The sequence below is a fragment of the Psychrobacillus sp. FSL K6-1415 genome, assembly GCF_038003185.1.
In the GTDB taxonomy this organism is placed as follows: domain Bacteria; phylum Bacillota; class Bacilli; order Bacillales_A; family Planococcaceae; genus Psychrobacillus; species Psychrobacillus psychrodurans.
This window is the reverse complement of the sequence record NZ_JBBOOQ010000001.1, coordinates 2,866,272-2,889,158: the sequence shown is the minus strand read 5'-3', so window position 1 is coordinate 2,889,158 and position 22,887 is coordinate 2,866,272. Positions and strand designations below refer to the sequence as shown.

Genomic DNA, 22,887 nt, shown 5'->3' with positions numbered 1-22,887 from the left:
AAAGATGTATGATTAAGGGTAGAGTAATTTAATTAACCTAGATAAAAGAGTAGTTATTAAACGGAGGTCATATTTATGCCGAAAACCACCGGTACCATTGATACAAAATACCGTTTTTATACGGAAACAATAGAAGTCTCAAGATTGTCTGCCCAGGCATTCTTTGAAGCAGGGGATGAATTATATAGAGGGAAACGTTATTTTTGGCAAAACAAAGAGAAGACGTTAACTTTAGTAGGATTGGGACATGCTCATATTATTGCAAATAATTTAGAAGATAATAGATACAAGGATATTGATACGAAGTGGAAGGAACTATGCCAGTCTTCATTAAAGGAAAAGGCAGATGTATCTCCAATTCTATTTGGTGGATTTTCATTTGATCCTAAAAACAAGGTTTCATCGGAATGGGATACGTTCCCTTCTGCCTTCTTTGTCGTATCTAAATTTCAATTAGTTATTCAGCATGACCAAGCATTCGTTAATATTCATTATATAACGGATGAAGTGAAAAGCATGGAACCTTTTGAACAACTACGTATAGAAAGAGATGCGTTAATACACACTGCTCAGGTAAAAGAGTTAAAGGTACATGCTAAACCAACACTAATCAAACGAGAAGATCGCTTGAAAGATGAATATTTGCACGCTGTAGAGGATGTAACGAAGAGAATCCGAGAAGATGAGATACAAAAAGTAGTAATTGCCCGATCTCTAAAACTAACATTTAATGATACTTTTTCTCCTGCAACTGCAATATATAATGCATCGATGGAGCAACCAGAAAGTTATTTATTTGGTCTAGAGAATGATGAAAAAATCTTCTTTGGCGCAACTCCTGAGCGACTTGTAAAAGTGGAGAATAATAAAGCTCAATCTGCAGGGCTTGCGGGTTCCATTAGAAGAGGGAAGAATTCTCTCGAGGACAAAGAGTTAGGAGATTCATTATTAACAGATTCCAAAAACTTAGGTGAGCATAAATATGTTGTAGAAATGATTAAGAAGGTATTTATGCAATATTGTGAGGATATTAAAGTACCAACTAGACCAAAGCTTATGAAGATTAGAGATATCCAACATCTATATTCTCCAATTGAAGGAGACCTTAAAAAGGAGTCTTCATTATTTGAATTAGTACAAGCTTTACACCCAACACCTGCATTAGGAGGAGAGCCTCGTCAGGATGCGATTAAAATTATTCGTGAATCCGAACAGATGAATCGTGGATATTATGCTGCTCCAATCGGTTGGATAAATGCTGAAGGAGACGGGGAGTTCGCAGTTGGGATACGTTCTGCTTTAGTGGAAAATGAACATGCCTACTTATATGCAGGTGGCGGAATTGTTGCTGAATCATCCTCTTTAGAAGAATTTGAAGAAACACGAGTGAAGTTCCGTCCGATGCTTCGAACTCTTGGAGGAAACATGAATGACTAACATCGAGTATTTAACTTCTTATGTAAATCACTTAGTAGAAACGATTAAACAGGCAGGAGTTCAGGATATAGTAATGTGTCCTGGCTCAAGGTCTACTCCACTTGCGTATGCATTTGCTAAACATGAAGGATTTCAATTTTATCGACAAATAGATGAGCGCTCGGCTGGTTACTTTGCGCTTGGTATTGCGAAAGCTAAAAAAAATCCTGTTGTTCTTTTATGTACTTCAGGAACAGCAGCAGCAAATTTTTTCCCAGCGATAGTGGAAGCATATTACGCACGTGTACCTTTGTTGGTCATTACAGCTGATCGGCCTCATGAACTCAGAGAGGTAGGAGCTCCACAAGCAATCGATCAACTTCATTTGTACGGAAAGCATGTGAAGTGGAGTGTAGATTTCCCACTACCCGAACAAAATGAAGAGAGTCTTGCTTTTGTAGAGCGTCATATTCAGCGCGCAGTGTCTACATCTAGAGTTTTTCCGATGGGACCAGTCCATATAAATGTACCATTCCGTGAACCGTTATTACTTGATATGGAACAAACAACATCAAATGTGAACATGCAAGTTTCGGAAATAGGAAAGTTAGTGCCAAGTGCAGAGTTTCTAGAATGGTATAAAGATATACTACAAAATGAGGAGAGAGGATTATTTATAGTAGGAGATTCACTTCAAACTACTGATGGTTTTTGGGAATTTGCAAAACAAGTACGGTGGCCAGTTCTAGTGGACCCTTTATCTAATTTACGGGCATCCATACCTGACGAATGTATGGATTTATGTATAGATCAATATGATGCAATTCTAAAAAATGATGCTTTTAAAAAAGTGGCTGTTCCTAATGTAGTCGTTCGTTTTGGGGCACAGCCTGTTTCCAAGCCATTAATGCTGTTTTTAAAGTCTTGTAAGCCTTCAGTATTTATCGTTGTAGATGAAAGTCCTATTTTTCGTGATTCACTTCATATCGCTACACATCATGTTCAGGTTGAGGCAGGGGCATTATGGATAAAAACACTTGAAAAAGCTTCCTCTAAATATGCCGATTCCTGGTCTCAAGCAAATGAAATTGCTACTAATCATGTGAACAGCTATATTCAAAATGAAACAGATGAAGGTGCATTGGCAGGCATGTTGTTTGAAACACTACAAGATAATTCCTATTTATTTGCTAGTAGCAGTATGCCAATACGAGACCTTGATACTTTTTTCAATAAAACGTCCAAAGATATTCAGCTCTATGCAAACAGAGGAACTAATGGAATCGACGGAGTAGTTTCTACAGCAATCGGAGCTCAAGCAGCTTTAAATCGTCCAGGGTATTTGCTAATAGGGGACTTAGCGTTCTTACATGATTTGAATGGTTTGATTGTGACTCGATTCCACCGTACCGATATGACAATTATCGTTATGAATAATGATGGCGGTGGTATTTTCTCTTATTTACCTCAGTCTACAGAAACCAATTATTTTGAGCATTTATTTGGTACTCCGACAGGATTAGAGTTTTCGCATATAGCAGGTATGTATAATGCACAATACTCTGCCGTTCATTCGAAGGAAGATTTTAAAGCAGCCCTTACTGGGGAGAAGTTAAAGGATATTCGTATTATCGAGGTATTTACGAATAGACAAGTTAATACAGAAACACATCGCAAATTATGGGATGAAATTTCGAAGGAGCTGGACTCGGTTTGGAAAGTACAACTGTAAATGTCCGAGGGATTGATATCCATTTCAACAGATATAATAATGGGGCTAAGGAAAGAATAGTGTTATTGCATGGTTTTACAGGTTCTACAAATACATGGAATGAAGTAATTTCTTTTCTACCCAATACATTTGATATTTTAACCATTGATCTTATCGGTCACGGAGTAACTTCGAAGCCTATGGATTCAACCCGTTACGCTGTAGAGGAGCAGATAGCAGACTTACATGCATTGTTTCATCAGCTTAAGTGGAGTAACTTTACGCTAGTTGGTTATTCAATGGGTGGTCGATTAGCTCTATCCTATGCAAGCCGATATCCTGTTGATAGGTTAATCCTTGAAAGTAGTTCCCCTGGTATTACTGAGATAGAACAACGTTTAAATAGAAAACAATCAGATGAGCTCCTTGCTGATCGAATATTGAATAAAGGGCTCACATCCTTTGTGCATTTTTGGGAAGGGATTCCTTTATTTCATACTCAACGCCAATTGTCTTTGGAGACACAGCAGCAGATACGAGAGGAACGACTTGCGGGGTCTGAAATTGGCCTAGCTAATAGCTTACGTGGATTTGGTACAGGGGTGCAACCTTCCTATTGGCACAAGCTCGAAGAAATTAACACACCGACATTTTTGTTAACAGGAGAGCTAGATGAAAAATTTAGCAAGCTTGCGAAAAAGATGAAAAAATACCTTCCAGATGTTGCACATATAGAAATAAGAGATGTAGGACATGCAATTCATGTGGAAAATCCTGAATTGTTTGCTACAATAGTAAAGGATATTATTTTAAAGGAGGATGTAAAATGACTCGCGAATGGACAACATTACATACATATGAAGACATTAAGTATGAGTTCTACAACGGGATTGCTAAGGTAACAATTAACCGTCCGGAGGTGCGTAACGCATTTCGCCCTAAAACAGTAATGGAAATGATAGATGCATTTTCTCGTGCTCGTGACGATCAAAATGTAGGTGTCATTATTTTAACTGGTGAAGGTGAGCATGCATTCTGTTCAGGTGGAGACCAAAAAGTACGTGGCCATGGTGGATATGTAGGAGAAGACGAAATTCCACGTTTAAACGTACTAGATTTACAACGTCTTATACGTGTAATCCCTAAACCAGTAGTAGCAATGGTAGCTGGTTATGCAATTGGAGGCGGACATGTTTTACATGTAGTATGTGATTTAACAATTGCTGCTGATAATGCGAGATTTGGACAAACTGGACCTAAGGTTGGATCGTTTGATGCCGGCTACGGTTCTGGTTATTTAGCACGTATTATCGGACATAAAAAAGCGCGTGAAATTTGGTACTTATGCCGTCAATATGATGCACAGCAAGCACTTGATATGGGATTAGTCAATACGGTAGTTCCATACGCGCAATTAGAGGATGAAACTGTTCAATGGTGTGAGGAAATGCTAGAAATGAGTCCAACAGCACTACGTTTCTTAAAAGCTGCGATGAATGCAGATACGGATGGTTTAGCAGGTCTTCAACAATTAGCAGGTGACGCAACTCTGCTTTACTATACAACGGATGAGGCAAAAGAAGGCCGCGATTCTTTTAAAGAAAAACGCAAACCAGATTTTGGTCAATTCCCACGTTTTCCGTGATGCATAGCATCCTGCAAGTAAAAAGCTGTCCTTTATAGGATGGCTTTTTTACATAGGATGTAAATTATAATAAAAGGAGTAAAAAATGTTTCCTAATTTACTATTAAAACGTGCCCACTTAACACCAGATCGCATTGCGTTACGCTTTATGGGAGAGGTGTGGACATTCGGGCAACTTTATAACGAAGCAAATGAATTTGCAGAGAGACTTCATGCTAAAGGAATTCAACCTGGCATGAGAATAGCTATTTTATCAAGCTCTAATGCAGAACTAGTAATTGCCATACATGGTTGCCTTCAACTTAGCTGTGAATTAGTTATGCTAAATGAACGTTTAAGTGAAGTAGAATTAAATTATCAGCTCCATGATAGTAAACCAGATATTTTACTTTTAGATAATCATGAAAGAATAATTAGCTATAGTCAAAGGTTTTCATTTAATGATATTTATAGTCATGAAAGAAAAGCTTATCCTATAGACAGGGATTGGCCTAAAGAACGAACTATTTCCATTATGTATACATCAGGTACTACAGGAAGACCAAAAGGAGTACGCCAATCGCTAGAAAATCATGTGATGAATGCAACTGGTTCAGCACTCCATTTAGGTATTCATCCAGACGATTGCTGGCTATGTATAGTACCATTGTTTCATATAAGTGGATTTTCTATTCTTATGCGATCTGTGTTATATGGAATGAAGGTAAGTCTACATACTAAATTTGATCCAGAAAAAGTAGTAGATGAAATATTAGATGGAGCAGCTACTAGAATGTCTTTAGTTTCGGTTATGCTTCAACGCATTGTATCCGTTCTAGAAAATAGAAATCAGCATTTTCCTGATTCATTTCAATCGATGTTAGTTGGTGGGGGTCCCGTTCCTTTATCTTATTTAGAACGAGCGATTGAACGAAATATTCCAGTACTGCAAACGTATGGAATGACCGAAACCTCCTCACAAACGACGACCTTATCGAGTGAGGATGCTATTCGTAAACTAGGATCAGCCGGAAAGCCACTTTTCTTTGCAGATGTTCGCATAGATGGGGAAGAAAAAATGGGAGAAATTTGTATTAAGGGACCCCATGTGACAACAGGATATATTGGAGCAGCTGAGTCCAAAAAACCACTAATAGACAGCTGGCTTCATACCGGAGATATTGGTTATTTGGATGAGGAAGGATATTTGTTCGTTGTTGATCGACGCTCAGATTTAATCATATCTGGTGGTGAAAATATTTATCCGGCAGAATTGGAGCAAGCTCTAGTAAAACATCCATCAGTTGTTGAAGCAGGGGTTACAGGTCGACAGGATGACAAATGGGGACATGTTCCAATAGCATTTGTTGTAGTAACCGAGCAAGTTACAATAGATGAGTTAAAGAATTTTATGGAGACTCAGATTGCATCATACAAGCTTCCAAAGGAATATCACTTTATAGATGCGCTGCCTCGCAATGGGGCAAATAAATTAGTGAGAAGAGAATTATTAAAGTTAATATGATAGTAAATATATACCATGAATACTGGGTTCATTGGACTTGAAAGATTGACTAATACTACTGATTTCCTTTTCAGGTAGATGCTTTTCATGGGGTGAGAGATGAGCTATCACCGTCGCTAGCGTGGTCTCACTCATCCCACTGGAGTCGCGACCTGTAACGAAGATCAATATATCCAACTATAAGATTCTGAATTAGAGAAGCTATAATTTAATGATAATTGTGTAATGTAGATGATTTATATATAAGTGGAATTTTAAAGAAATAGTAAGTATATACTCAATAAAGTAGCAAGATAGCGAACGAAATTGCATCTTCGTGAGCTTCTTCTATGTATAGGGAAGTAGCTTTTCACTAGTTATCCAAAAACGTATTTGCCTGTTTCTAGAAGTTGTAGAAGGGCGATGGACAGGCAAACGCGAAAAAATTACCGAAAAAAAGGGATGCTTGTTGGTTGTGAAGGAAGTCACATCCAACAAGCATCCTTAAAAAATTCACCCGGTAATCAATAAATCATTACGTCTGTCCAAAGCACTTCGAAAACGATAGTAACAAGTATTGCTCAAAAGGAACGGTTATTGATTTATATGCTTTTACACTATTAGTTCAAAACGGTTTTCAATGTCTCTAAGTTTTTGTTCATCAATGTAAAATAATTTTCTTTGTTATTGATATCTTCTTTTGATAATACTCCTAAGTTGTGTAGAACCAAGCTTTCTGCGCCAATTTCCTTTTGAATCACTTCTGTTAGTTTGGATGAAACATTTTGCTCAAATAAAATATAGTTTATATTTTTTTCTTCTGCCAAATCGATTAACTTAGTTAGTTCTTTTTGGGATGGTTCATCTTGTGAATTCAGTCCAGCCACTGCTAATTGTTCTAAACCGTATGTGTTCGCTATATAACCAAATGCAGCGTGAGATACAAAGAAGGTTTTATTTGCTGCTGTATGAGCCATTTCTTCAAAATCTGCATCTAGTTTCTGAAGTTCATTAACGAGTTCCTCATAGTTTTTTTCAAAAGTCTCTTGATGTTCAGGTGAAATTTCCACTAAAGAGTCCTTAATAGAAAGTGCAAGGCTTTGACTAATTTTAGGTGAGATCCAAACATGTGGATCTATATCCCCATGATCATGTCCTTCATGGCTGCCATGCTCTTCAGCCGCTACATCCTCATCATCGTGATCATGTGCTTCCTCAGTAGTAGCTTCCTCGTGCTCGTGATCATGTGCTTCCTCAGTAGTAGCTTCCTCGTGCTCGTGATCGTGTGCTTCCTCAGTAGTAGCTTCCTCGTGCTCGTGATCATGTGCTTCCTCAGTAGTAGCTTCTTCGTGCTCGTGATCGTGTGCTTCCTCAGTAGTAGCTTCCTCGTGCTCGTGATCATGTGCTTCTTCAGTAGTAGCTTCTTCATGAACGTGATGTGATTCTTCAAGTTGTTCATCTGATACTGCATCCACAGTAGCTACCATTTTCACATGTTCCTCTGCTAAAGTCTTCTTAGCATTATCGACAAAACCTTCTAAGCCAAGTCCTATGTAAAAAAACAAGTCAGCATCTGCAAGTGCCATCATATCCTTTTGGGTTGGTTCAAATGTATGTTCATTTGCTCCTGCTGGGTAAATAGATGAGACGTTTACAGATTCTCCTCCAATACGTTCAGCAAAGTATTGTAGTGGATACACCGTTGTATATATTTGTACTTGCTGATCTTTAGTTGCAACATTCTCTTCATTGTTTCCACAAGCTGCAAGTAACAATAAAAGAAAAAGAATACTTCCTAAACAAATTCGTTTCAATTTATTCACTCTCCTAAATAGTAATGATTACGTTTTGAAAAAAGATAACTTCATTAGATTACAGCACTTTCGAAAAAAATGCAAGAAAAAATAGCCTTTGTATTATTATTTTTTCAAAGGCCATTCATCAGGAACGGGATCAATGCCACCTTCATGAAAGGGATGGCATTTAGATATTCTTTTTACAGTTAAAATACTTCCTTTAATTGCCCCGTGTTTTTGAACTGCTTCTACTCCGTAATGGGAGCATGTTGGATAGAAACGGCAACTAGGTGGGGAAAGTGGTGAGATAAACTTTTGATAAAAGCGAAAAATAGATATAATTATATGCTTCATGGATTATTCAGCATCCTTAGGTTTTGGATCAATTTTCGAAGGCTTGTCATTCATAGCTAGCTTGTACAAAAAAGAAAAGCCAAAAATACTTAGTATTATTGCTGCACCTAATATCCAAAATACCATTATTGCTCACTCCAATTAACTTATCGTTATGTTTATTGTATGAAAAATAGAGGTATATTGAAAGAGAAAGCAACTAAAATTAAAGGGAGAGTGACAAATTTATGTCAGCAGCACTTAATAAAGAATTAAATAAACAAGTAGCAACATGGTCGGTTATGTACACTAAATTACATAATTTCCATTGGTATGTAAAGGGACCGTCATTTTTTACTTTACATGCCAAATTCGAAGAGTTATATAACGAAGCTACACTTAATATGGATGAAATTGCAGAGCGTTTATTAACACTAGGTGGCAAACCAGCGGCAACATTAACAGAACACTTGGAGTTATCAGTAGTAAAAGAAGCATCCAGCAAAGAAACAGCTGACCAGATGGTACAATCTGTTGTAGATGACTTTGATAAAATTATGAAATCTCTTAAAAAAGGGATGGAAGAAGCTGCAAAAGATGAAGATGATATGACGGAAGATGTACTAAACGCAATTTACCAAAAAACAGAAAAACATCAATGGATGTTAAATGCATTTTTAGGAGATACCAATTCGACCAAAAAATAATATTCGCTTCATAATAATCTAGGTTAACCGATATAAAGAATGTTATGAAGGAGGAATCTCTGTGGACATAAACTCCATTATGTCATCTAATTTACTTCAGTTGCAACAAACTGTTCAAATGAGTGTTTTGCAAAATGCTATGAACATGGAAACTGTTGCTGCGGTAAAATTGTTAGAAGACATGCCTCAAACAGCTGCTCCACATCCTTATAAAGGGTCGGCTGTAGATATTCAAGGGTAATAAGAACAGCGGTAGCGCCTAGCGTTAGCCCTAAAAGTATTAAAAGAGTGACAGTAGGGGTTTCATTGTCTTGGTCTGTCCATTCTAAAACGACTCGAGGGGCTAGGCGTTAAAGCTTAGACAGAAGCTGATTAAAAGGTATATTATTTATAACCCAAAAACATGCGCTATTTGTGCATGTTTTTTTATTTTTTGCTCAAACTCTTATAAAAGGATGTGTGAAAATGACCTTGTACAAAGTGTATATCTCCGTAAAAAGTCAGCAAGTATATGCTTATCCCGATGAATCTCAGTGGGAATTTGAAGTAACTGCAACTAGGAATGAAATAAAAGTATTTGAAAGACTTTTTTATCAATTGAAAAATGTGCAAAGCAGAAATTTTCTACGAGCACATGAACCAATGTCTGTAAAGCCGTATCATGTGGACGGAGAAAATGATCAATATGATAGAAGGCTAAAAAAAGTGTATGCATGGATTCATGAATTCACTTCGGAAGAGAGTAAACGATTTATAGAACAGCTACCTTATTTTCAAAGAAGAATGGAGGTTCAACTATGAGCAAGAATTTAAATAGAAAAGGTAATGAAAACCCTGTAACTTATCGAAATGTTAGCTCACTTCTCAATCAGTCTCCACAAGATAAATCAAAGCAGAATATTGCACAAAATAGAGAAGAAGGTAATGAAGATTACAAAATGGGACCTCCCAAAGAATAGTTATGATTGGTTCTTCGTGAGCTTTCTTTATGAATAGGAGATTAGCATTTGTCTGGTTATCCAAAAACGCAATAACCTGTTTCAAAAAGTTGTGGTAGGGCTACGGACGTACAAACACCATGAGATTACCGCTTTTTGGTTGTAGAGTCCGTCACAACCAACCAGCATCTCTAAAAATTCACAAGGTAATAAATATTCCAACAAGACCTGCTCAAAACGATAGGAACAGGTTTTGAATGTAAGGAACCAGGCGTCTACTTGCCTGGTTTTTCTTATGTATATGGTAATATTTAAAGAAAACAAGGGGGAATCAGAAAATGTTTTCTTTCGAAGATTTAAATGGATTTCAAGTACAGCTATCCTTTCAGCAAGGAAGCTTTTCTATTGAATCTAAGCATGTATTAGTTTTAGCAAAGCATAATGGAAAATGGTTGTTAACGAAGCATCCAAAAAGAGGATTGGAGTTTCCGGGTGGTAAATTAGAGAAAGGGGAAACTTTAGTTGAAGCAGCGATTAGAGAAACAAAAGAAGAAACAAATGTAGATATAGTAAATCTAGAATGGCTTGCTGAATATATGGTATTAGATAATATCCCTTTTTGTAAAACTGTTTATATAGCAAAAGTTGGGTATATTAATATGGAGCAGACAAGCTTTGAGACAGAAGGAGCTTTCTGGTTATCCTCAGAAGAACTTACTCGTAGTGAATATTTAAGCTTCCATATGAAAGATGATGGAATGAAAGCCATTTTAAAGAAGGTGAAAGAAATTGAAAATAAATGGAACGATTGAAAAGGTTCTCACTTATCCATCTCCAAACCCTAATATCATAATGAGCGAAATTACATATTGGTCCTGTGGTCTTCGAGTAAAAGGAATGTTAGCAGTACCAAAAAAGCCAGGAAACTATGATGGAATTTTATATTGTCGAGGTGGCATGCAAAGTATCGGTATGGTTCGACCTGCACGAATTGCACAAATCGCCTCTGAGGGATTTGTAATATTTGCGCCATATTATCGAGGTAATCGTGGTGGTGAAGGAAGGGATGAATTTGCTGGAGAAGATCGCTGGGATGCTGTTTACGGAGTAGAAGTATTAAAGCGATATTGCATTCCAGAGCGGATTCACTTATTTGCATTTTCTCGGGGTGGTATCATGGGCTTATGGATTGCTATTCTACGCAATGATATTACATCCTTAGTTACATGGGCTGGTGTTTCTGATATTTATTTAACATATGAAGAAAGACTAGATATGAGAAAAATGATGAAACGTGTAATCGGAGGTACTCCTACTAAATTCCCATTAGGATATGAGCAGCGAGATGTATTACCTCGTATAGAGGAGACGAACGTGCCCACACTTATAATACATGGTGAACGAGATAATAATGTATCTTTTGAGCATGCAAAGGTTTTAGAGCAAGCATTAATAGGGAATAGTATACCAGTTGAAACCTGGTATTATCCAGAATTCACACATTTTTTTCCAAGCAAAATAAATAGACGTGTAGTAAAAGATGCATGTCAATGGATGAAAAATCAGAGAGGGGTTTAAAAATGGGCAATGTTGTAGTAACAACTGAGGCAATGAGTGTAGAAGGGAAATCTTCGTTTCCTGTAGATACTAGTTTTTGGGAGGATTTGTGGGATCAATACACAAATGAATTCGAAGAAGTGGTGATCCATTGTTGGATGGAGGAACTAGACATTTTAGAAGAATTAAACTCTCGAGCAGTTTCCGTTCAAACGGAAGGACTAATGAAAGTGTTTACTATTAATCTCACGGATGAAAATAGGCTCTATTTTAGAAATTATTCGGTTGATCCAAAAGGTGGTTTAAAGTGGTTTACGATGTTTTTCCAACAGGATGGAGTTGAACAAATGGAAGTAGGTCACTATGGTTCAGAAATTATTCTATATAAGGTCAATGAAGAGGAAGCAGAGAAGTTTGTAGAAATATTTCCGAAAATAGCTGATAGTGAATATCATGCGACTAATGGTGACTAATGCTAATTATAGGTTACAATTATCTATCTAGAACAATTCCGGTTGAGAGTCAATTCCCCGGTAGTTAACGTAAGTTTATATGTAAGTGGAAATCAGAAACTTTATTGTTTCTGATTTTTTTGTTATAAGTGAGTCAATTTCATAATTAGTTGTTTTATTTAAAAATACAAATACTTAATATCGTAATATTTATTCGTTTTTTTAAAGCGATCCCGTTGATTGGAGTGGCAGGCGGCGACTCCAGTGGGAACAGCGCGAGCTGAAAGCCCCGCAGGAAAGAAAATGGTCGAACTTTGTTTGACCAATGTCTTTGCGACGAGTAACCGCAGGCATATGTTTTCGTAGTGACGCTGAGATTGAAGCCATGCCCGCGGAAAGCGTCCGCCTAAAGAGTAAATCAGCTTTGTTCGGATTTAACTATATAATTTTCTTTATTAAATTGATTCAAGTAACAATTAATTTTATTAGGTGAAAATAATGAAGTCGATGAATATCTATGATAAGAAGAGATGCTTTTAAAAAGTGGACTAGATCAGTTCAAAAAATGAATCTTTTTAGTTTGGAAATCCGTATTAGAATTAATTAATCAGAAAAATCTTAAAGTTCTAATAGGGGGTAAGTTTAATGAATAAAGTTTATATTATTGCAGTTACAGTAGCTATTGAAACACTTTCACTTTGGTTAGTTTCACTTTTCTTTGGATGGAGTTTCATAGATACGATATTTTTAGGGGGACTTGCTATATTTGGGTGTGTTTGGTTATTTCAATTAAATAACAATCAAACAAATAACGAATATAATGCTTTTGCAAAAGGACAGAATGGTCTAGACACCGGGGTTATAACGCCATTTCGATTTAAGATGACCCCTATTACCATGGGGCTTCTGGCTTTTATAGCGGGTAGTTTTTTGGTGACGGTTGTTAAATATTATCCATATTTTTTAAATTAACAAATTTTAGTAAATGTAAAATACTCAAAATAAAGAGCCCAAAATTTTCATTTTGGGCTCTTTTATATTTTAAATTTATTAAGCTAATGGTCCGCCTTTAACGGAAATATCTTCAGATACTGTACCAAACTTTTTAAAGTTTTCACGGAATGACTGAGCTAGCTCAGCTGCTTTTTGATCATATGCAGCTTTATCTGCCCAAGCATTACGAGGTATAAGTACCTCGGAAGGAACACCTTCCACTTGCATAGGAATAGCTAAGCCGAATACTGTATCTGTTTCTGTAGCAGCATTGTTTAGCTTGCCATCAATTGCAGCACGAACCATAGTACGAGTGTATGAAAGCTTCATGCGGTTACCTACACCGTATTCTCCACCAGTCCAACCAGTGTTTACTAAGAATACTTGTGCACCGTGCTCGTCAATTTTCTTACCAAGCATTTCTGCATATACCGTTGCATGTAATGGTAAGAATGGTGAACCGAAGCAAGTAGAGAATACTGGTTGTGGCGATGTAACTCCACGTTCAGTTCCAGCAAGTTTAGAAGTAAATCCACTTAAGAAGTGGTACATTGCTTGTTCTTTTGTAAGTTTACTGATTGGAGGCAATACGCCAAATGCATCAGCGGTTAAGAAAATAATTGTATTTGGGTGACCAGCAACAGAAGGCTCTACAATATTTTCGATATATTGAATTGGATAAGCAGCACGAGTATTTTCTGTTAATGAATTATCAGCATAGTTAGCAACGCGTGTTTCCGCATCTACCACTACGTTTTCTAATACTGTTCCAAATGAAATAGCATCCCAAATTTGAGGTTCATTTTCACGAGTTAGGTCGATACATTTTGCATAACAACCACCCTCAATATTAAATACGCCATTATCAGACCAGCCGTGCTCGTCATCACCGATTAATTTACGGCCAGCATCTGCAGAAAGGGTAGTTTTACCTGTACCTGATAAACCAAAGAATAATGCAACGTCTCCGTCATCTCCAACATTTGCAGAGCAGTGCATTGGTAAGATGTCTTGTTCTGGGAGCAAATAGTTCATAATAGAGAATATTGATTTTTTCATCTCACCAGCATATTCAGTACCACCGATTAACACAGTGCGTTTTTCCATGGATACAATGATAAACGTTTCTGTACGGGTACCATCTACAGCAGGATCCGCTTTGAAATTAGGAGCAGAAAGAATAGTGAAGTCTGTTGTATGTGTAGCAAGATCTTCCTGTGTTGGACGGATAAATAACTGATGAGCGAAAAGATTATGCCAAGCGTATTCGTTAATTACTTGAATACCTAGACGTGATTCTTTATCTGCCCCTGCATATCCTTTAAACTCGAAGATTTCGTCTTGTTTGTTTAAGAAGTTAATCATTTTTTTATATAGAGCATCAAAAACGTCAGAAGAAATTGGTTGGTTTACTGAGCCCCAATCGATTTTGTCTTTTGAAATAGCTTCATCTACTATATACTTATCTTGTGGGGAGCGGCCAGTATATTTCCCTGTTTCGGCTTTTACTGCACCAGTAGAAGTTAAAACAGCTTCTCCTCTTGTTGTAGCTTTTTCCACAAGTTGTGGCACTGACAATTGGCTGCTAACGTTATTTCCTGCTAACAATTCTTTCAGTTCACTCACAGTATCGATTGAATTCATCTTGAATATACCATCCTTTTTTTATATTTCCTCTAAAAAAGAGGAAGTTTTTCTAGATATGTGAAATAGTATAACACATTAAAGTAATTAGTCTATACTAATGAAGCTAATATTTTTCTTTTGTGAATAAAATGCAAACAAAAAAATAGTTGACTTCTGCTACTTATTTACGTATGATGATGAATTGAACGGATACTCTTATCCCGAGCTGGTGGAGGGGTCAGGCCCTATGAAACCCGGCAACCTGTAATTGTTTTATTATTACAAAGGTGCCAAACCTGAGACAAGGTGAAATTCCTTGATTTGATAAGAGTGAAAGGTGCTTATGATATTAATACCTTTCCTCATGTGTATTTACGTGAGTGAGAGGTTTTTTTATTTAACATCGCCCTTTATCCTTGTGTGCCAAGTCCGAAACGGCTTCAAGTTAACTTCAATTCACAGCAATTACATTTACTCTTATGTGATGAAAATGCATGAAACATTTTGAATGGCTTGACATGGGAATGAGTACCGTATCAATTCTTGAGAGAAATCTCGCGGGATATAGGAGGAATAATCTATGACGCAACGTCGATTATTTACATCAGAATCAGTAACAGAGGGCCATCCAGATAAAATCTGTGATCAAATCTCTGATGCAATTCTAGATGCAATTTTAGCAGAAGACCCAAATGCTCGTGTAGCTTGCGAAACGAGTGTGACGACAGGACTAGTATTAGTTGCTGGAGAAATTACTACATCTACATACGTAGATATCCCTAAAGTAGTTCGTTCTACTATTAAAGAAATTGGCTATACACGTGCTAAGTATGGCTTTGATGCAGAAACTTCTGCTGTGCTTACTTCAATTGACGAACAATCAGCTGATATCGCGCAAGGTGTGGACCAAGCTTTAGAAGCAAGAGAAGGCTCTATGAGTGATTCTGACATTGATGCAATTGGAGCAGGAGACCAAGGTTTAATGTTCGGCTATGCTTGTAATGAAACACCAGAGCTTATGCCGCTACCTATTAGTTTAGCGCATAAACTATCTCACCGATTAGCACAAGTTCGTAAAGACGAAACTTTAGACTATCTTCGTCCAGACGGAAAAACTCAAGTAACAGTAGAATATGACGAAAACAATAATCCTGTTCATATCGATACAATTGTTATTTCAACACAACATCATCCAGAAATAACTTTAGAACAAATTCAAAAAGATATTAAAGAAGTAGTAATTAATCCAATTGTTCCTACAAATTTAATAGATGAAAATACAAAATACTTTATCAATCCGACTGGACGCTTTGTAATTGGTGGACCACAGGGTGATGCTGGCTTAACAGGACGTAAAATTATTGTAGATACTTACGGTGGTTATGCTCGTCATGGTGGGGGAGCATTCTCTGGTAAAGATCCAACAAAAGTTGACCGTTCTGCTGCTTACGCTGCACGTTATGTTGCTAAAAACATTGTTGCTGCTGACCTTGCAGATCGTTGTGAAGTACAACTTGCTTATGCAATTGGTGTAGCTAAACCAGTTTCAATTGCTGTAGAAACTTTTGGTACTGGAAAGGTAGAGGAAGTTGAATTAGTTTCATATATTCGTGAACTATTTGATCTTCGTCCAGCAGGAATTATTAAAATGCTAGATCTTCGCCGACCAATATACAAACAAACAGCTGCATATGGTCACTTTGGTCGTACAGACATTGATGTTCCATGGGAGAAAACAGATAAAGCTGCAGCGTTAAAAGAAAAGGCTGGATTATAAGTAGTATGAACAAAAAAGGCTTTCCTATAATGGAAAGCCTTTTTTCATACAAATAATAACTTTCCAATAATACAGCTGATTTTCGTTTCAGGAGGAATTGAACAGCATATATAGTTTTCTTTTACCAGAAAGATCATTAACAAATTTTATTTTTGAAGGGATTTATAGTATTGACCTTTTTCTACATATTCCCGGATAATTCTTTGTACATCAGCTTTATCGTCTTCATTTAGCTCACGCACCACTTTTGCTGGGCTGCCTAATGCTAATGAATTTGGAGGTATTTTTTTGCCAGGTGGTACGAGACTTCCAGCTCCGATAAATGCACCATCTCCAATTTCAGCACCATCTAAAATAATCGATCCCATTCCTATTAAAGCTCCTTTACGTATAGTACAACTATGTAAAGTCACCTGGTGTCCGATAGTTACTTCATCTTCAATAATAAGTGGCTTATTTGGACTCTGATGTAAACAGCTTAAATCTTGTATACTTACTTTACTTCCAATAATAGTAGGAGCAACATCCCCTCTAATTACCGTATTAAACCAAATTGTAGTCTCTGGACCGATTGTCACATCACCTGTTATTGTGACATAATCAGCTATAAAAGCAGAGTCGTCAATAGTCGGTGTTTTACCTTTATATGGATAAATCATTTCGCATACACTCCTTTTGAAATTAGATTATAATTAATCGTATCAGACATAAAGATTGAATGAAACCTAATACCATGAAATTGCAAGGAAAGAAAAGAGGTTTGTTTATATGTGGAAATGGGAAACAGAAGGAAAGCCTAAAGCAGTAATAGTTATTGTTCATAGTGCTTATGAGCATCACAGAAGATATGCTTGGTTAATTGAAAAGTTAAGAAGTTCTAACTATCATATTGTAATGGGTGACCTGCCAGGTCATGGAGAATTAAAGAAATCAAAAACTATTCATGATGAATCCTTTGAACAGTATAAGAACTACATTAAACAAGCGTTGCAAGTTGCAGTTACGTATGATCTTCCAATATTTTTAATGGGACATGGCTTTGGAGCCACTTTACTTATAAAAGTTTTGCGTAAACTAGATATTGAATACGCTGGCGTAATACTAACATCTCCATGGTTACAGCTTCAAAAGCTCCCTTCGAAATGGACCAACACACTAGCAAAGTTATCAGTACCACAGAAAATCAATCATGATATTCACTTAAATGAATTAACGAGAAATTATGAAGTGTTCCAACAATTCGCATCAGATCCCACCTATAGAACCTTCATTTCGACAGAATGGTACAAGGAACTCCAAGCACTAATAAAATCTGTGAATCAATTGACCATCTCCATACCAAATAAACCGATTCTTGTTATGACTGGAGAGCGGGATAAGATTACAGATACAAATGCTGCAGCTAGTTGGTTAAGAAAACAAGAACTTTCTGAATATCAATTCAAAGAATGGAAAAATTGCTTCCATGATCTCTACCAAGAACCGGAGCGGGAAGAAATCTTTACATATTCTCAGTCATTTATCAATAATGTACTCACAGACATTGGCTATATTGTTTGAAATTAAAACCCTATCTACTAACTGTAGATGGGGTTTTTGTTTTTTGGAGCTTAACAAAAGAATGAGTATATACTAAAAGTTGACATAACACCTTTTGGTTATATATAATATAACACCTAAGGGTTACATAACAAAGTTGAAAAAGGAGCTTTTTTCATGAAAGAAAATTTACCTGATATTACGCAAACAGTTTTAGTAGAGGCACCAATACAAAAAGTATGGAATTATGTTTCAACTGCGGAAGGAATCTCTGCTTGGTTTATGCCAAATGATTTTCAAGCTATGGAAGGATACGAGTTTACTATACAGTCGCCATTTGGACCATCACCATGTAAGGTGCTTGAGATTGACGAACCACATAAACTATCATTTCAATGGGACACAGATGGTTGGTTTGTTACATTTCTTTTGAAAGAGATTGGTACTCAAACTGAATTCACATTGATTCATGGTGGTTGGAAAGATGGAGAAGCTCTAGTTCCAAAAGCTAAAATGTCCGGTGCAGCTGTCCGTGGCACGATGGAACAAGGTTGGGTTGGAATTGTACAAAACAAATTTAAGCAAGTTGTCGAAGTTTAATGGAAGAAGTTGTTAAAAAGGTGGATATTTTTCAAGCGATTGCTGATCCGACAAGAAGAGATGTCCTTAGACTCTTAGCAAACAAAGAGAGATCTATTGCCGAAATATCTTCCCATTACGATATGAGCAGAACAGCGATTGTTAAACATCTTAATGTATTAACTGATGCAGGTTTAGTGAATGGTCAAAAGTCAGGTAGAGAAAAAGTGTATCATTTACAACCGGAGCCATTGACGGAAGTAAAGCAGTGGCTAGACTACTATGAACAATTCTGGAATAACAAGCTTTCTAGATTAAAGTTCCTAGTAGAAAATGAAGAGTAGAAATTTAATAGTTAAAATAACCCCGTCAGCGCTACTGATGGGGTTATTTTAACTTGGTCAGAGAAGTTCCTTAACTTCTAAAAGAGCAGGAATAATTTTCAGTATGTTTAGTTCAGGGGAGCCAGAGTCCTATTTAATTCTATTTAGGGCTCTAATAGGTGCCATAAATTTTTCATATCCCCCCAAAAAAGTACATTGGTATTTAAATTAGTTGTAAATAAAAGAGCTTTATTATATAGTATTAGTGTAATATATAACTAGTACACGAATACACTATGCTGATGAAGATAACAAAAAAAGGAGATGAAAAATTGAAAGGGTTGTTGTTGAGGGAATGGACTCTTTATAAGTCATGGCTTTTCGGTTCAGCAGTATTTAGTATTGGAGTTATTTTAATTCTTCCAATACTATTGCAAAGGTATTTAATAACAGAGGCAGCCATTCAAGAGATAAGGATGGTTTTAATGTTTTTAATGCTTAGTTTTAGTGTTGTTAATCACTTTGCTCAGTTTAATAAATCATTAAATACCGACAATGGAAAAAAAGATATGTGGCTACATAATCCTCATTCTATGCATACATTGATTGGTGCCAAATTATTATTTAGCTTAGGTATTTATTTTGTTAGTAATTTATTCATCACTACAGCAGGGATATATTTCATGTCAGATGTAATTTTAGGTAGCTTCGCGCAATTTCTTATTCTACAGCTTCTAATATTAGTTGTTATGCTATTAGTCGGTATCTCCGTAAGTATTATATGGTTATTCTTCTGGACAATTTATTTGGAAGGTAAATATTGGATCGGAAAATTATCACTTATTGCTACAGTAGTAATATTCTTTTTAATAGCTAGTTTATTACCGAAACTATTTAGTTTTCTTTCACTTAATAAGGTACTGAACCAAGGTGAAATATCTTTAAAATTCATAGAAGGTTATTTACCTACTATTGCATTAAGCAATTTTATCTTTGATATGGGTTCTATTTATATTGTAGAGGAATTATTTAGCTGGATAATCTTTGTTTTGTTATTTTGGAGTGTTTGTAAGTGGTTGGAGAGGGTGGTTACGAGATGACGCAGGATTTCACTCGTGATAAGCCTATTTATAGTCAACTAGTTGACCTAATTTGTGGAGATATCTTAAAAGGAAACTTACAACCAGGAGGCAAAATGCAATCAGTTCGAGAATATTCATTGGAGGTTGGTGTTAATGTCAACACTGTACAACGTGTATATAAGGAGCTTGAATCGATGGGGCTAACAGATACAAAACGTGGTCAAGGAACATTCATCACAACAGACAAAGCACGTATTTCGCAGTTACGTGAGGATATGAAAATCGAATTGATCAATCAGTTTCTTCAATCTATTTCAGCATTTGGATTTTCAAAGGAAGAGATTGTACAAAGTTTGCTGAGAAAGGATGGGACTAAATGATTCACTTACAAAATGTCTCATTTAATTATCAGAGGCAGGAGGTTATCCAGGAATTAACACTGACGTTTCCTATTGGACAGATAATAGGTATAGCTGGAGAAAATGGGAGTGGTAAGTCAACGCTGTTGAAAATGATAGCGGGTATACAAAGACCTCGAAAAGGAACTATTACAATTCATAAAGCGTCATTGTCTAGATTAAATGCAGTGGACGTTGCGTATTTACCTGATATGGATTTGTTTTATAGCTTTTATACAGCGAAGGAACTTTTCGCATTCTACGCATCTCAATTCCCTGATTTCTCTGTAGAAAAGGCAATGGAAGTAGCGGAATATTTAGAGGTTAATGTAAATGTGAAGTTGAAAAAGCTTTCAAAAGGCAATCGTGGTCGAGCGAAGATGGCAGCAACCCTTGGTAGAAATACTCCTTACTATGTGATGGATGAACCTTTTTCTGGATTAGATCCAATTGTACGTGAGTCGTTAATAAAGGGGCTCATTCGGTATACGAATGTAGAGACGCAATCGATTATTTTATCGACCCACGAATTACATGAAGTCGAACCAATACTTGATCAGCTAATAGTTTTAAAAGATGGGAAAGTAATTGCCCAGGATGAATTAGAAGCAATCCGCTTTAACACAAATCAGGATGCAGTGAGCTGGATGAAAAATGTAACGAAAGAGAAGGTGACAGTAAATGAGTAAGCCAATTGTTCAATTAAAGAATATTACCAAAATTATCAGAGGAAAAACACTTATCGATAATATGTCCCTAGAGTTATTTCCTGGTCAAATAACTGGATTTTTAGGGCCAAATGGTGCTGGTAAAACTACTACTATCCGTTTAATGACAGGTCTAATGCATCTTACAAGTGGGACTATTACTATTGAAGGTGCATCTATTGCAGATGATTATGAAAAGGCAATTGCTAATGTAGGGGTTATCGTTGAAAATCCGGAAATGTATAAGTATATGTCTGGCTATAAGAACTTGCTTCATTTTTCCAGAATGCATAATGGTGTAACAAAGGCAAGGATAGATGAGGTGATTAACCAGGTAGGGTTAACTAAGCGAATCCATGAAAAGGTGTCGACATATTCCTTGGGTATGCGTCAACGATTGGGATTAGCTCAAGCATTGCTACATGATCCGAAGTTCTTAATATTAGATGAACCAACGAATGGTTTGGATCCAGCTGGAATTCGTGAGTTCCGGACGTATCTTCGCAAAATAGCACAGGAGAATAATGTTTCTATTTTTGTCTCTAGTCATCTTCTATCAGAAATAGAGTTAATGTGTGACCGTGTTGTTGTTATTCAAAATGGTAAGCTGATTGATGAACGGATGATTCAAAGTGATGAAAAGACACGTATGCAACTTAAGGCAGAGCCATCTGGAGTAGTAGAAAACTATCTGAGTTCAAATGGCTATGTATTTACATTGCACGAAGGAGTATTTTTACTTGATTTGAAAGAAGGGAAGGTACCAGTACTGATCAACGAACTTGTTGCCCAACAGGTTCAAATTTTCGCTATTTCAGCAGTGCATGAAACGCTTGAAGAACAGTTCCTTCAAATGACAGGAGGCGGTCAAATTGTTTAGTTTGATACAAAATGAATGGATGAAGTTATGGCATAAAAAAGGTACATGGGCCATTTTAGGTATTCTGCTATTAGTAATTATTGGTGTTGGTGTGTTGGATAAGGTGACTATGGAGGAAGTAGATACTTCCAATTGGAAACAGGAACAACAAGTTCAAATTGATGATGCTAATGCGCAGCTTAAAACTCCTGACTTAGATGAATGGTCTATTCAGATGTATGAGGAGCAGAAGGCGATGGCACAGTATCGCTTAGATAATAATGCAGCACCTCAAGTGAATCAAAGTATGGAAGGAAATATGGCATTTGGTGCATCAATCATGGTGCTAATTACATTGTTAACTGTTATTCCGGGAGCATCCATTGTCTCGCAGGAATTTACAGATGGTACTATTAAGATGCTTTTAACACGACCGGTTTCCCGTTTCAAAATATTAACCTCTAAACTAATAACGATTTTCCTATTCGGTCTCTCATTAATAGTATTAACGATTATTCTCACTACAGCAATTGGATTTATCTTATTTGGAACTGCTACTGGAATTGATTTGACTATTGTTGATGGTGTTGTACAGCAAACAAACACGATATCGGATGTATTCTTAACGTATGTGTACTCCCTAGGGGATTTCACTATGTCTATACTTTTTGCATTCTTTATTGGAACGGTATTTAGTTCACCTTCCATTGCTATTGCTTTATCCATGCTATTTTTAATGATGGGACCAATGATTATACTACTCTTACAAAAGTATATACCTGTGGAATATATCTGGTTAACACATTCAGACTTAACACAGCATCTTACAAAAGAATTTTTTGTAGAAGAAACTACTCTCTCCATGTCTCTAACAGTTCTTGTGATTTATGTCATAGTATTTTTGGCATTAAGCTTTATGACTTTTATAAAAAGAGATGTGAAAGCATAAGTAGGTATTTTATGTTA

27 protein-coding genes and 1 riboswitch are annotated in these 22,887 nt (G+C 36.5%); of the genes, 22 read left to right on the top strand and 5 right to left on the bottom strand.

The genetic code is table 11. From position 1 onward, the window contains the following. Positions 1-75 precede the first annotated feature (75 nt). From MKY60_RS13690 to MKY60_RS13670, 5 genes are all read left to right on the top strand, one after another. The gene (locus MKY60_RS13690; protein ID WP_093496164.1) at positions 76-1,437 is read left to right on the top strand and encodes an isochorismate synthase; all 1,362 of its coding nucleotides are present in this window, start codon (positions 76-78) and stop codon (positions 1,435-1,437) included. Next, positions 1,430-3,148: a 2-succinyl-5-enolpyruvyl-6-hydroxy-3-cyclohexene-1-carboxylic-acid synthase gene (gene menD / locus MKY60_RS13685; RefSeq protein ID WP_093496165.1), complete on the top strand. Its 1,719-nt coding sequence runs from the start codon at positions 1,430-1,432 to the stop codon at positions 3,146-3,148. The genes MKY60_RS13690 and menD overlap by 8 nt, the downstream gene beginning before the upstream one ends. Then, positions 3,130-3,957: a 2-succinyl-6-hydroxy-2,4-cyclohexadiene-1-carboxylate synthase gene (menH, locus tag MKY60_RS13680; protein WP_241597142.1), complete on the top strand. Its 828-nt coding sequence runs from the start codon at positions 3,130-3,132 to the stop codon at positions 3,955-3,957. The genes menD and menH overlap by 19 nt, the downstream gene beginning before the upstream one ends. Continuing rightward, a complete protein-coding gene (menB, locus tag MKY60_RS13675; protein ID WP_090564459.1) occupies positions 3,954-4,772 on the top strand; it encodes a 1,4-dihydroxy-2-naphthoyl-CoA synthase in 819 nt (272 codons plus the stop codon). The genes menH and menB overlap by 4 nt, the downstream gene beginning before the upstream one ends. Positions 4,773-4,857: 85 nt before the next feature. Then, positions 4,858-6,276, top strand: coding sequence for an o-succinylbenzoate--CoA ligase (locus MKY60_RS13670; RefSeq protein WP_340930198.1), 1,419 nt, complete (start codon positions 4,858-4,860; stop codon positions 6,274-6,276). 599 nt (positions 6,277-6,875) lie between these two features. Here MKY60_RS13670 and MKY60_RS13665 read toward each other — a convergent pair. From MKY60_RS13665 to MKY60_RS13655, 3 genes are all read right to left on the bottom strand, one after another. Beyond that, on the bottom strand, positions 6,876-8,078 hold the full coding sequence (locus MKY60_RS13665) for a metal ABC transporter solute-binding protein, Zn/Mn family (protein WP_445677879.1): 1,203 nt from the start codon (positions 8,076-8,078) through the stop codon (positions 6,876-6,878). 96 nt (positions 8,079-8,174) lie between these two features. Then, a complete protein-coding gene (yidD, locus tag MKY60_RS13660) occupies positions 8,175-8,405 on the bottom strand; it encodes a membrane protein insertion efficiency factor YidD (RefSeq protein ID WP_093496169.1) in 231 nt (76 codons plus the stop codon). A 3-nt stretch (positions 8,406-8,408) separates the two neighbouring features. Beyond that, positions 8,409-8,531: a hypothetical protein gene (locus MKY60_RS13655; protein ID WP_269915822.1), complete on the bottom strand. Its 123-nt coding sequence runs from the start codon at positions 8,529-8,531 to the stop codon at positions 8,409-8,411. A 101-nt stretch (positions 8,532-8,632) separates the two neighbouring features. Here MKY60_RS13655 and MKY60_RS13650 point away from each other — a divergent pair, with 101 nt between their 5' ends. The 8 genes from MKY60_RS13650 to MKY60_RS13615 all read left to right on the top strand — a co-directional run bounded on the left by MKY60_RS13650 (position 8,633) and on the right by MKY60_RS13615 (position 13,010). Continuing rightward, positions 8,633-9,091, top strand: a complete 459-nt coding sequence (locus tag MKY60_RS13650; protein ID WP_093496170.1) for a Dps family protein — start codon at positions 8,633-8,635, stop codon at positions 9,089-9,091. 61 nt (positions 9,092-9,152) lie between these two features. After that, positions 9,153-9,332 carry a putative motility protein gene (locus tag MKY60_RS13645; protein WP_090564450.1) on the top strand — a complete coding sequence of 60 codons (180 nt, stop codon included), beginning with the start codon at positions 9,153-9,155 and terminating at the stop codon, positions 9,330-9,332. Positions 9,333-9,556: 224 nt separating this feature from the next. Further along, positions 9,557-9,892 (top strand): hypothetical protein, encoded by a 336-nt coding sequence (locus tag MKY60_RS13640; protein WP_090564448.1) that lies wholly within the window; start codon positions 9,557-9,559, stop codon positions 9,890-9,892. Beyond that, on the top strand, positions 9,889-10,050 hold the full coding sequence (locus tag MKY60_RS13635) for a hypothetical protein (protein WP_241597118.1): 162 nt from the start codon (positions 9,889-9,891) through the stop codon (positions 10,048-10,050). Before MKY60_RS13640 ends, MKY60_RS13635 begins: the two co-directional genes overlap by 4 nt. A 317-nt stretch (positions 10,051-10,367) precedes the next feature. Then, entirely contained in the window at positions 10,368-10,841 is a 474-nt protein-coding gene (locus tag MKY60_RS13630) for an NUDIX domain-containing protein (RefSeq protein ID WP_340930197.1), read from the top strand. Further along, a complete protein-coding gene (locus MKY60_RS13625; RefSeq protein WP_093496172.1) occupies positions 10,819-11,607 on the top strand; it encodes an alpha/beta hydrolase family protein in 789 nt (262 codons plus the stop codon). Before MKY60_RS13630 ends, MKY60_RS13625 begins: the two co-directional genes overlap by 23 nt. 2 nt (positions 11,608-11,609) lie before the next feature. After that, positions 11,610-12,059 carry a hypothetical protein gene (locus MKY60_RS13620; RefSeq protein WP_090564444.1) on the top strand — a complete coding sequence of 150 codons (450 nt, stop codon included), beginning with the start codon at positions 11,610-11,612 and terminating at the stop codon, positions 12,057-12,059. Positions 12,060-12,683: 624 nt separating this feature from the next. Then, a complete protein-coding gene (locus MKY60_RS13615) occupies positions 12,684-13,010 on the top strand; it encodes a hypothetical protein (protein WP_340930196.1) in 327 nt (108 codons plus the stop codon). A 78-nt stretch (positions 13,011-13,088) separates the two neighbouring features. Here MKY60_RS13615 and pckA read toward each other — a convergent pair whose 3' ends face one another. Then, a complete protein-coding gene (pckA, locus tag MKY60_RS13610) occupies positions 13,089-14,675 on the bottom strand; it encodes a phosphoenolpyruvate carboxykinase (ATP) (RefSeq protein ID WP_093496174.1) in 1,587 nt (528 codons plus the stop codon). Between the two features lie 195 nt (positions 14,676-14,870). Further along, a riboswitch (SAM riboswitch) is annotated at positions 14,871-14,988 on the top strand. Positions 14,989-15,237: 249 nt separating this feature from the next. Between pckA and metK the strand changes: the two genes are divergently transcribed. Beyond that, on the top strand, positions 15,238-16,434 hold the full coding sequence (metK, locus tag MKY60_RS13605) for a methionine adenosyltransferase (RefSeq protein ID WP_340930195.1): 1,197 nt from the start codon (positions 15,238-15,240) through the stop codon (positions 16,432-16,434). A 146-nt stretch (positions 16,435-16,580) separates the two neighbouring features. Here metK and MKY60_RS13600 read toward each other — a convergent pair whose 3' ends face one another. Next, on the bottom strand, positions 16,581-17,093 hold the full coding sequence (locus tag MKY60_RS13600; protein WP_090564436.1) for a gamma carbonic anhydrase: 513 nt from the start codon (positions 17,091-17,093) through the stop codon (positions 16,581-16,583). A 109-nt stretch (positions 17,094-17,202) separates the two neighbouring features. On the opposite strand from MKY60_RS13600, the gene MKY60_RS13595 reads away from it, so the two are divergent. From MKY60_RS13595 to MKY60_RS13560, 8 genes are all read left to right on the top strand, one after another. Further along, positions 17,203-17,994, top strand: coding sequence for an alpha/beta hydrolase (locus MKY60_RS13595; protein ID WP_340930194.1), 792 nt, complete (start codon positions 17,203-17,205; stop codon positions 17,992-17,994). A 156-nt stretch (positions 17,995-18,150) separates the two neighbouring features. Further along, positions 18,151-18,573: an SRPBCC family protein gene (locus MKY60_RS13590; RefSeq protein ID WP_241597099.1), complete on the top strand. Its 423-nt coding sequence runs from the start codon at positions 18,151-18,153 to the stop codon at positions 18,571-18,573. After that, positions 18,573-18,896: an ArsR/SmtB family transcription factor gene (locus MKY60_RS13585; protein ID WP_340930192.1), complete on the top strand. Its 324-nt coding sequence runs from the start codon at positions 18,573-18,575 to the stop codon at positions 18,894-18,896. The genes MKY60_RS13590 and MKY60_RS13585 overlap by 1 nt, the downstream gene beginning before the upstream one ends. Positions 18,897-19,207: 311 nt before the next feature. After that, positions 19,208-19,975, top strand: a complete 768-nt coding sequence (locus tag MKY60_RS13580; protein ID WP_340930191.1) for a hypothetical protein — start codon at positions 19,208-19,210, stop codon at positions 19,973-19,975. Beyond that, on the top strand, positions 19,972-20,337 hold the full coding sequence (locus MKY60_RS13575; RefSeq protein WP_093496178.1) for a GntR family transcriptional regulator: 366 nt from the start codon (positions 19,972-19,974) through the stop codon (positions 20,335-20,337). Before MKY60_RS13580 ends, MKY60_RS13575 begins: the two co-directional genes overlap by 4 nt. Further along, positions 20,334-21,044 (top strand): ABC transporter ATP-binding protein, encoded by a 711-nt coding sequence (locus MKY60_RS13570; RefSeq protein ID WP_340930190.1) that lies wholly within the window; start codon positions 20,334-20,336, stop codon positions 21,042-21,044. Before MKY60_RS13575 ends, MKY60_RS13570 begins: the two co-directional genes overlap by 4 nt. After that, positions 21,037-21,942: an ABC transporter ATP-binding protein gene (locus tag MKY60_RS13565; RefSeq protein WP_340930188.1), complete on the top strand. Its 906-nt coding sequence runs from the start codon at positions 21,037-21,039 to the stop codon at positions 21,940-21,942. Before MKY60_RS13570 ends, MKY60_RS13565 begins: the two co-directional genes overlap by 8 nt. Beyond that, positions 21,935-22,870 carry an ABC transporter permease gene (locus MKY60_RS13560; RefSeq protein ID WP_340930187.1) on the top strand — a complete coding sequence of 312 codons (936 nt, stop codon included), beginning with the start codon at positions 21,935-21,937 and terminating at the stop codon, positions 22,868-22,870. Before MKY60_RS13565 ends, MKY60_RS13560 begins: the two co-directional genes overlap by 8 nt. Positions 22,871-22,887: the final 17 nt, after the last annotated feature.